The following is a 10,243-nucleotide window of genomic DNA, read 5'->3' as shown; positions in this document are numbered from 1 at the left end:
ACATACGCATGACCTGCGCACCAACCACACACGGCCAACCGGTGAAAACCGGGCGCGAACGCCTCCCCGTGCAAAGGAAGTTGCCGTAGGGTCGCCTGGGTCACCGTGACGGGCTGCACGGTCGAACAGGAGCGGAAGAAGAAAAGACAGAACAAGTACGGAGTGCGAGCGCAACCCGATCGCCGGGTCGACCGTCACAACAGGGGCGAGCACGCACGCTCGAAGACAGAGACGGACGCGTCGGCGTCCACGGGAGGGGTTCACTCTATGGCGGCGCAATTCGGCAGGAGGCTGCGCAAGGGGGCGGCGACCACCGCCGTCGCGGCGGCCGCGGTGGCGGCCCTGTCCGCATCCCAGGCTCCGGGGGCCACTGTCGACGACCACGGCAGACACACCGCCTCCGACGCGCAGTCCTCTCCCGAGGCGACCGCCACCGGCGATGGCGGCGCGACCGGCAACTCGCCGTACTACACGGATCTTCCGCCGCTCAACAGCCCGAGCCCCTCGCCGTCCGCGAGCACCGGCCCCGTGACCCCGGGCACCTCCGAGGCGGGCATCCCCGCGACCGTGCTCGACGCCTACAAGAAGGCCGAGGCCGAGCTGCGCTCCTCCAAGCCGGGCTGCAATCTGCCCTGGCAACTGCTCGCCGCGATCGGCAAGGTCGAGTCCGGCCAGGCCCGCGGCGGCCGCGTCGACGCCGACGGCAACACGCTCTCCCCGATCCTCGGCCCGCAGCTCGACGGCAACGGCTTCGCGCTGATCAAGGACACCGACGGCGGCAAGTACGACGACAACAGCTCGTACGACCAGGCTGTCGGCCCCATGCAGTTCATCCCGTCCACCTGGGCGTGGGCGGGCCGTGACGGCAACGGCGACGGGGTCAAGGACCCCAACAACATCTACGACGCCGCCCTGGCCGCCGGTCACTACCTGTGCCGCAACGACTGGGACATGTCCGAGCAGTCCGGTCTCAACAGCGCGATCCTCAGCTACAACAACTCGCAGGACTATCTGAACCTCGTCCTGTCGTGGCTGGAGTTCTACCGCAAGGGCACGCACGAGATCCCGGACGGCACCGGCACGATCCCGTCGCACCGCAGCGACGGCAACGGCAGCGCGGGCAGCAGCCCGAAGCCGACGACCACCCCGAAGCCGTCCAAGTCCCCGCACGACAACGGCGGTTCGAGCCCCAAGCCGCCGTCGGGCACTCCGGATGCGCCGACCACCCCGGGCAGCCCCTCGCCGACGCCCACCGACACCGTCGACCACCTGGCGAACTCGGGCACCGGCACGCTCACCGCGATGGCCGGCGACGCCTTCACGGAGAAGGTCGGCGCCAAGGCGGTGACCAAGGCGGGCAAGGCCGTCGCCAAGGTCCGTATCCGCTTCACCGTCGTCGGCGACACCGACACCACCTTCACCGGCGGCGAGAAGGTCGCCACGGTCGTCACCAACGACACCGGCGTGGCCGTCGCTCCCGCCCTGCAGGCGGGCGAGAAGACCGGCGACCTCACCGTCCGCGCCACCGTCGTGGGCCGCTCGATCAAGGCCATCGACTACGCGGCCACCGTCACCGAGCGCGTCGCCGACACCCTCGTGCGCACCAGCGACACCGCGCTGACCTGCACCCCGGGCGGCGAGTTCGCCGACCAGGTCGAGGTGAAGGCCACCTACAAGGGCGCCGTCGCCGACAACGTCGGCGCCACCGCCACCCTCATCAAGTCCAAGCTGGACGCGTCCGAGATCGACAAGGGCCCGTACTTCAAGGACGCGGACGGCAAGCCCGTACGCACCCTGAAGGACCTCAAGACGGACGCCAAGGGTCTGCTGAAGCTGCCCAAGCTGTACGCGGACGACACCACCGGCACCTTCCTGCTCCGCATCACCACGGCGGGCGGCAAGAGCCTCGACGTCCAGCTGACCGTGGCCGCGGCCGACACCTCGGCGAGCCCGTCGCCCAGCACGTCGGCGAGCCCCTCCGCGTAACACCGCACGACACCTCGCGACACCTCACGACGAGGGCGCCCCTCCGATCCGTCGGACGGGGCGCCCTCGTCCGTGTGCAACGTGTTCTCATCTCGGCCACCCGTTGCTACGGTGCCGGACCTGACGATGTATCAGTTCCAGTCCGTCGGGAGGCAGGCATGCGCGCCCTGATCGCCGCCGCGACCGGTCTCGCCGTCGCCCTCGCCCTGATCCTCACGATCACCGCGATGGGTTCGCCGTCGGGCAGCACGTCCCCGAAACCACTGCTGACGACGGTGCCCACCCACCCCTGACCGCCCGCCCGGGAGGGAGGCCGAGATGCGCCGCAAGGCCAGTCTGGTCCTGCTCGCCTTCGCCGTGTTCTTCGCGGCCCTGTCCCCACTGCTGCGCTACTACGCCTACCCGCGGCTCGCCAAGATCCCGGCCGACCAGTACCAGGACATGGTGCTGGTGGCGAAGGGCGCGACCCTGCTCGACTACGGCACGATGAAGGCGCGGAAGGTCTCCGAGGTCACCATCGTGCAGACCCTCAAGGGCAATGTGGAGGCCTCGCAGCAGATCGAGAAGACGGCCGGACGGGACGTCGTCGTCTGGGACGGTCTGTCCTACGTCCAGGGCCCCGACGGCAAGATGGTCTCGAAGATCCCCGAGCGCTACATCTTCGACGCGCACAGCCAGGACCCGGTCCACGCCACCGGCGAGATGGTCGACGGCGACCCGGTCAAGCGGGACGGCATCGAGTTCAAGTGGCCCTTCCTGACCCAGAAGCGGGACTACGAGTACTTCGACGCCCAGACCCGTACCACCAACCCCATCCACTACAAGGGGACGCAGGACTTCCGCGGCCTGAAGGTCTACTACTTCGAGCAGACCGTCCCCTGGACCAAGGTCCCCTTCCCCAAGACCATGCCCGTCAAGGGCATCACCCCCGAGTCGGTCGCCAAGACCGGCACCACCCGCTGGTACACCACGGTCCGCAAGTTCTGGGTGGAGCCGGTCACCGGCGCACCCGTCTACGGCGAGGAGATCCACAAGGAGGAGCTGCGCGGCGGCACCCTCCTCGGCGGCCGCGACAAGGTGACCGCGTTCGCGGGACACGTGAAGATGCGCGAGGACTACATCGAGCACACCGTGAACCTGGTCAAGTCCAACCGCACCCTCGTCCTGCTGCTGACGTCCTATCTGCCCTGGGGCTTTCTGACCCTGGGCATCCTGCTGCTCGCCCTCTCCTTCTGGCTGGAGGCCCGCAGCCGCCGCCCGGCCGACCCGGCACCGGCCGAGTCCGCGGCGCCCGAACCGGTCAGCGCCTGACCGCAGGCGCCCGAACCGTCAGCGCCTGAGCCGTGCGTTGGTGTGCCGCGTCGGCTCGGCGGTGGCGGGGTCCTCGGGCCACGGGTGCTTCGGATACCGGCCGCGCAGCTCCGCCCGTACGCCCTTGTAGCCGTCCTTCCAGAAGGACGCGAGGTCGGCGGTGACGGCGGCCGGGCGGCCCGCGGGGGAGAGCAGGTGCACGAGCAGCGGTACGCCCGCGACGGCCGGCGACTCGTGCAGCCCGAACATCTCCTGCAACTTCACGGCGAGCACGGGCTGTTCGGGATCGCCGTAGTCGATCCGGATCCTGGAGCCGCTCGGCACGGCCATGCGCTCCGGAGCCAGTTCGTCGAGCCGTGTCGCCTCCCCGGACGCCCACGGCAGCAGCCTGCCGAGCGCCTGCCCGGCGTCGATCCGCGCGAGGTCGCCGCGCCGCCGGGCCCGGCTCAGCTCGGGCTCCAGCCACTCGTCCACGCGCGCGTGGAGCGCGTCGTCGGACACGTCGGGCCAGGGCTCGCCCAGATGCAGCCGGAGAAAGGCCAGCCGCTGTCGCAGTACGACGGCGTCGGCCGGCCACCGCAGCAGCCCGAGCCCCTCCTGCCGCAGCCCTTCCAGCAGCGCCTCGCGTACGAGGCCGGGGGCGGCGTCCGTCAGAGGCCGCACCGCCAGCTCGATCGCCCCGAGCCGCTCCACCCGCCGCGCCACGACGTCCCCGCCCGCCCAGTGGACCTCCTCGGCCTCGGAGTACAGCGAGGCCGCCGCCGAGCGGGCCATGTCCTCGTCCACCGCGGCCGCGAGCTGCACGCGCGCGTGCCCCTTGCCGACGGGACGGTCGGCGACGGCCACGGCGATCCAGGGGGCGCCGCGCAGGGGACTGCCGTCACGGAGTTCGGCCCGGGTGCCGGACGCCATGAGGTAGGAGCCGCCGTCGGCCCTCGCGAGGCGCTCCGGGAACGCGAGAGCGGCGACGAGCCCCACGGTGCGTTCGTCCGCCGTCGGCGCGCTCCTCTCGCTCTCGCCCGACGTGAGCCGCCGTACCTCCGCCCGCCACCGCGCCGCATAGGCGTCACCCCCGCGCCGGGCCGTGCGCAACGCCGCCGCCAGGTCGTCCCCGTACTCCCTCGGCGCCTCCTCGGACAGCAGCGCGACCACCTCGGCGCCCCGGCCGGAGGTGTCCAGCAGCGCACGCCCCAACCGCGGATGCAGACCCAGCCGGGCCAGCCGCGCTCCCCGCTCCGTGGCCCGCCCGGCACAGTCCACCGCGCCGATGGCGGCCAGCACGCCGCGTGCCGCGGCCATCGCCCCGCCCGGCGGCGGGTCCAGCAGCGCAAGCCCGGAGGCGTCGGGATCGCCCCAGCAGGCCGTCTGCAGCGCGAACGCCGTCAGATCGGCCACCTTGATCTCCGGTGCGGGGAAGCGCGGCAGCCGGCCGTCCTCGGCCTCGGCCCAGCACCGGTACACCGCACCCGGCGCCTCCCGCCCGGCCCGCCCCGCCCGCTGCCGTCCGGCCGCCTGTGAGGCCCGCACCGTCGTCAGCGCGCTCAGCCCGCGCGCGTGGTCGACCCGGGGCTCCCGCGCGAGCCCCGAGTCCACGACCACCCGTACCCCCGGAACCGTCAGCGAGGACTCCGCGACCGAGGTGGCCAGGACGACCCGGCGCCGCTCGCCGGGCGCCAGCACCGCGTCCTGCACGGCCGCCGGCGCGCGCCCGTGCACCTGGAGGACGTCGACATCGCCGAGGCCCCCCAACTGCCCGGCCACGCGCGCGATCTCACCCACGCCCGGCAGGAAGCACAGCACGTCCCCGTCCCGCTCGGCCAGTGCCCGCCGCACGGTCGACGCCACATGCGTGAGCAGCGCGGGATCGACGCGCATGCCGTGCGGCGGCCGTACGGGACGCGCCGGCGGCGCCCACACCACCTCGACGGGGTGGGAGACACCCTGCGCCTCGACCACCGGTGCGCCGCCCGGCAGCCGCGCCCACCCTTCGGCGTCGGTCGTCGCGGACGCGGCCACCAGCCGCAGCTCCGGCCGCAGCGTCTCGCGCACGTCCCAGAGGAAGGCGGCGGCGGTGTCGGCGTCCAGATGCCGCTCGTGGCACTCGTCGAGTACCACCACGTCGACGCCCGCCAGCTCCTGGTCGCGCTGCAGCCGCTGCAGCAGCACACCGGTCGTGACGACCTCCACGCGCGCGTGCCGCCCCACGACCCGCTCGCCGCGCACGGTGTACCCGACGCTCTCCCCGGCCTTCTCGCCGAGCAGCCACGCCATCCGCCGCGCGGCGGCGCGCGCGGCGATACGGCGGGGCTCGGCGACGACCACACGACGCGCCGGGCCGCCGCCGATCAGCCCGGCCAGCTCCAGCGGCACCAGCGTCGTCTTGCCGGTGCCGGGAGGCGCCACCAGGACCGCCGTGCCGTGCCCCTCCAGGGCGTCGTCCAGAGCGGGCAGGGCGCCGCGTACCGGCAGCGCGTCCAGGGCGTCGTAACGGATCACATGCTCAGTCTCGTACGCACACGAAGATCGCCGTGCCCGGGATCAGGTTCCCGCGCAGCGGCGACCAGCCGCCCCACTCCGACGTGTTCCAGGCCGGCCACTCCGGCTCGACCAGGTCGACGAGGCGGAAGCCGCCGGCGACCACGTCCCGCACCCGGTCGCCGATCGTCCGGTGGTGCTCGACGTAGACCGCGCGGCCCTCGTCGTCCTGCTCGACGTACGGCGTGCGGTCGAAGTAGGAGGCGGAGACGCTCAGCCCCTCCGGGCCGGGCTCGTCCGGGAACGCCCAGCGGATCGGATGGGTCACCGAGAAGACGAAGCGACCGCCCGGGCGCAGCACCCGGTGCACCTCCTTCAGCACCAGCACCGGGTCGGCGACGAACGGCAGCGCGCCGTACGCCGAGCAGGCCAGGTCGAAGGAGCCGTCCGCGAACGGCAGCACGCCCGCGTCGGCGCACACCAGGGGGATCGGCCCGCCGATGCGCAGCGCGTGCTGGAGCTGGCGGTGCGAGATGTCGAGGGCGACCGGACGGGCGCCCTGACCGGCCAGCCAGCGCGAACACTGCGCGGCACCGGCGCCGATCTCCAGGACGTCCTTGCCCTTCAGCTCCTCCGGCGGGCCGAGCAGCTCCGCCTCCACCTCGTCGAGGCCCTCGGGACCCCACACGAAACGGTCGTCCCCGAGGAACGTGCCGTGCTCGACCTGGTACTCGTCCGCGTTCCGGTCCCACCAGCCCCGGTTGGCCCGGGCGCTTTCCGCGACGTCCGCCGTGCGCCGGGTCGCTTCGGGTTCGAACGCTTCGGCCTCTTGGATGATCGGCTCCCTCGTCGTACTCTTCCGTCACCCTCGCGGTGGCGTCCACCCGCTCGGCGGTGTCACACAAGGGGTGTCGCAGGCCTGCGTGGCCTCCGGAGACTGTTCTTGTGCCGGGTATGGGGCGATCCGCCCCGGGTGTGCGCGTTCGTGCGTTGACCCTGTCCGGCTGCCCCCGTATGCTACAAGTTGCGCTGCGGGCCTGCGCACCTCAGACGTAGCAGGCTGCGCTCGCATCTGTTGTATGTCCCCTCGGTTCTCGAGGCGCCGTCGCCGTTCTCCGGTGGGGCGCTTCCTTGGCTGTCCGGCTTCATCAGAGCGATACGGGCTCCCGGCGTAGCAGTACCTACGACTTCAATGTCCGTACCGGAGCCCTTTCCCACATGACGAGCAGCACCGAGACCACCGCCACCACCCCGCAGGTTGCGGTCAACGACATCGGTAACGAGGAAGCCTTCCTCGCCGCGATCGACGAGACGATCAAGTACTTCAACGACGGCGACATCGTCGACGGCGTCATCGTGAAGGTCGACCGGGACGAGGTCCTGCTCGACATCGGTTACAAGACCGAAGGTGTCATCCCGAGCCGCGAGCTCTCGATCAAGCACGACGTCGACCCGAACGAGGTCGTCGCCGTCGGTGACGAGATCGAGGCCCTGGTCCTCCAGAAGGAGGACAAGGAAGGCCGCCTGATCCTCTCGAAGAAGCGCGCCCAGTACGAGCGTGCCTGGGGCACCATCGAGAAGATCAAGGAAGAGGACGGCATCGTCACCGGTACCGTCATCGAGGTCGTCAAGGGTGGTCTCATCCTCGACATCGGCCTCCGTGGCTTCCTCCCGGCCTCCCTGGTCGAGATGCGCCGCGTCCGCGACCTCCAGCCCTACGTGGGCAAGGAGCTCGAGGCCAAGATCATCGAGCTGGACAAGAACCGCAACAACGTGGTCCTGTCCCGCCGTGCCTGGCTGGAGCAGACCCAGTCCGAGGTCCGCCAGACCTTCCTCACGACCCTGCAGAAGGGTCAGGTCCGCTCCGGCGTGGTCTCCTCGATCGTCAACTTCGGTGCCTTCGTGGACCTGGGTGGCGTCGACGGTCTGGTCCACGTCTCCGAGCTGTCCTGGAAGCACATCGACCACCCCTCCGAGGTCGTCGAGGTCGGCCAGGAGGTCACCGTCGAGGTCCTCGACGTCGACATGGACCGCGAGCGTGTCTCCCTGTCGCTGAAGGCGACCCAGGAAGACCCGTGGCAGCAGTTCGCCCGCACCCACCAGATCGGCCAGGTCGTGCCCGGCAAGGTCACGAAGCTGGTTCCGTTCGGTGCGTTCGTCCGCGTGGACGAGGGCATCGAGGGTCTGGTCCACATCTCCGAGCTGGCCGAGCGCCACGTGGAGATCCCGGAGCAGGTCGTCCAGGTCAACGACGAGATCTTCGTCAAGGTCATCGACATCGACCTCGAGCGCCGCCGCATCAGCCTCTCGCTGAAGCAGGCCAACGAGGCCTTCGGTGCCGACCCGGCGACGGTCGAGTTCGACCCGACCCTGTACGGCATGGCCGCGTCCTACGACGACCAGGGCAACTACATCTACCCCGAGGGCTTCGACCCCGAGACCAACGACTGGCTCGAGGGCTACGAGACCCAGCGCGAGGCGTGGGAGCACCAGTACGCCGAGGCGCAGCAGCGCTTCGAGCAGCACCAGCAGCAGGTCATCAAGAGCCGCGAGGCCGACGCTGCCGCCGCTGCCGAGGGTGGCGACACCGCGGGTGCGGCCCCGGCCGCGTCCGGTGGCGGTTCGTACTCCTCCGAGGGCCCGGACAACTCCGGCGCGCTGGCCTCGGACGAGGCGCTCGCCGCGCTGCGCGAGAAGCTGGCCGGCGGCCAGAGCTGAACGCCTGCCGCTGAGGCCTAGCCGATAGCTGAGGGGCCGTACCTTTCGAGGTGCGGCCCCTCAGTGCTGCCCGTCCCTGTGAAAAGCACCGCGCGGGGAATGCCCCTGCTCCAGGGCGTGTTGAGACCTGTGAACACGAGGAGGAGCGGTCACAGTGCTTGATCCGCAGGGTTTGTACGCATGGGAGCCGAAGGGCCTGGCTGTCGTCGACATGGCGCTCGCACAGGAATCGGCCGGCCTTGTCATGCTCTACCACTTCGACGGATACATCGACGCGGGCGAGACCGGCGACCAGATCGTCGACCGGCTGCTCGACTCGCTGCCCCACCAGGTCGTCGCCCGCTTCGACCACGACCGGCTCGTCGACTACCGCGCGCGCCGGCCGCTGCTGACCTTCAAGCGCGACCGGTGGAGCGCGTACGAGGACCCGACGATCGAGGTCCGGCTCGTCCAGGACGCCACCGGAGCGCCCTTCCTGCTGCTGTCGGGCCCGGAGCCGGACGTGGAGTGGGAACGCTTCGCCGCGGCCGTGCGGCAGATCGTGGAGCGGCTCGGAGTCCGGCTGTCCGTGAACTTCCACGGCATCCCCATGGGCGTCCCGCACACCCGCCCCGTGGGCCTGACCCCGCACGGCAACCGCACCGACCTGGTACCGGGCCACAGCAGCCCCTTCGACGAGGCCCAGGTCCCCGGCAGCGCCGAGTCCCTGGTCGAGTACCGCCTCATGGAGGCCGGGCACGACGTGCTCGGCGTCGCCGCGCACGTACCGCACTACATCGCCCGGTCCGTGTACCCGGACGCGGCCCTGACCGTCCTGGAGGCCATCACGGCGGCCACGGGTCTGGTGCTCCCCGCCGTCGCGCACTCCCTGCGCAACGACGCGCACCGCACCCAGACGGAGATCGACCGCCAGATCCAGGAGGGCGACGAGGAGCTCACCGCCCTCGTCTCGGGACTGGAGAACCAGTACGACGCCGTCGCGGGCGCCGAGAGCCGCGGCAACATGCTCGCCGAGCCCATGGACATCCCTACGGCGGACGAGATCGGCATGGAGTTCGAGCGGTTCCTGGCGGAGCGAGAGGGCGACAACTGACCTCCGGCGGTCCGGCCGCCGGCGTCAGGCCCTAAGCTGCCGCTCATGGTGAAGGTGGGGCTGACCGGCGGAATCGGGGCCGGCAAGAGCGAAGTGTCGCGGCTGCTCGTTGCGTGCGGGGCCGTGCTGATCGATGCCGACCGGATCGCGCGTGAGGTGGTCGAGCCCGGGACGCCCGGTCTCGCCGCCGTCGTCGAGGCCTTCGGCGAGGAGGTGCTCGCCCCCGACGGCAGCCTGGACCGGCCGAAGCTGGGCTCGATCGTCTTCGCCGATCCGCAGAAGCTGGCCCTGCTGAACTCGATCGTGCACCCTCTCGTGGGCGCACGCTCCCGTGAGCTGGAGGAGGCGGCCGCCGAGGACGCGGTCGTCGTCCACGACGTGCCGCTGCTGACGGAGAACAACCTGGCCGGGCTCTACGACCTGGTGATCGTCGTGGACGCGAGCCCCGAGACCCAGCTCGACCGGCTCGTACGGCTGCGCGGCATGACCGAGGAGGACGCCCGGGCGCGCATGGCCGCACAGGCGACGCGCGAACAGCGCCGGAAGATCGCGGACGTCGTCATCGACAACGACGTACCGCTCGCGGATCTGGAGCGCCGCGTGAAGGACGTCTGGGCGGAACTGGTGCGCAGAGCGCAGGCGTAGCGGGGCCCGCCGCGG

Annotated in this window: 8 protein-coding genes; 6 read left to right on the top strand and 2 right to left on the bottom strand. The window is 71.3% G+C overall.

The window, feature by feature from the left end; all coding sequences use genetic code 11:
- Positions 1 to 267: 267 nt before the first annotated feature.
- From MQN93_RS30430 to pgfA, 3 genes are all read left to right on the top strand, one after another.
- Positions 268 to 1,986, top strand: coding sequence for a lytic transglycosylase domain-containing protein (locus tag MQN93_RS30430; protein ID WP_242712061.1), 1,719 nt, complete (start codon positions 268 to 270; stop codon positions 1,984 to 1,986).
- A gap of 158 nt (positions 1,987 to 2,144) precedes the next feature.
- The gene (locus tag MQN93_RS30425; protein WP_016435952.1) at positions 2,145 to 2,279 is read left to right on the top strand and encodes an SPW_0924 family protein; all 135 of its coding nucleotides are present in this window, start codon (positions 2,145 to 2,147) and stop codon (positions 2,277 to 2,279) included.
- A gap of 25 nt (positions 2,280 to 2,304) precedes the next feature.
- Entirely contained in the window at positions 2,305 to 3,297 is a 993-nt protein-coding gene (gene pgfA / locus MQN93_RS30420) for a cell envelope lipid trafficking protein PgfA (protein WP_242712060.1), read from the top strand.
- A gap of 18 nt (positions 3,298 to 3,315) precedes the next feature.
- On the opposite strand, the gene hrpB is transcribed toward pgfA, so the two are convergent.
- Complete coding sequence (hrpB, locus tag MQN93_RS30415) at positions 3,316 to 5,793, bottom strand: ATP-dependent helicase HrpB (protein WP_242712059.1); 2,478 nt, start codon at positions 5,791 to 5,793, stop codon at positions 3,316 to 3,318.
- 4 nt (positions 5,794 to 5,797) lie between these two features.
- The gene (locus MQN93_RS30410) at positions 5,798 to 6,610 is read right to left on the bottom strand and encodes a class I SAM-dependent methyltransferase (RefSeq protein WP_037782600.1); all 813 of its coding nucleotides are present in this window, start codon (positions 6,608 to 6,610) and stop codon (positions 5,798 to 5,800) included.
- A gap of 380 nt (positions 6,611 to 6,990) precedes the next feature.
- Between MQN93_RS30410 and rpsA the strand changes: the two genes are divergently transcribed.
- The 3 genes from rpsA to coaE all read left to right on the top strand — a co-directional run bounded on the left by rpsA (position 6,991) and on the right by coaE (position 10,228).
- A complete protein-coding gene (gene rpsA / locus MQN93_RS30405) occupies positions 6,991 to 8,490 on the top strand; it encodes a 30S ribosomal protein S1 (RefSeq protein WP_016435956.1) in 1,500 nt (499 codons plus the stop codon).
- Between the two features lie 154 nt (positions 8,491 to 8,644).
- Positions 8,645 to 9,583, top strand: coding sequence for a PAC2 family protein (locus MQN93_RS30400; protein ID WP_016435957.1), 939 nt, complete (start codon positions 8,645 to 8,647; stop codon positions 9,581 to 9,583).
- 45 nt (positions 9,584 to 9,628) lie between these two features.
- Positions 9,629 to 10,228, top strand: coding sequence for a dephospho-CoA kinase (coaE, locus tag MQN93_RS30395; RefSeq protein WP_242712058.1), 600 nt, complete (start codon positions 9,629 to 9,631; stop codon positions 10,226 to 10,228).
- Positions 10,229 to 10,243 lie beyond the last annotated feature (15 nt).

It is taken from the genome of Streptomyces spinosisporus, from assembly GCF_022698145.1.
GTDB classification, from domain to species: Bacteria; Actinomycetota; Actinomycetes; order Streptomycetales; family Streptomycetaceae; genus Streptomyces; species Streptomyces spinosisporus.
The sequence above is the reverse complement of the archived record's forward strand: the minus strand, read 5'-3'. Positions and strand labels throughout refer to the sequence as shown.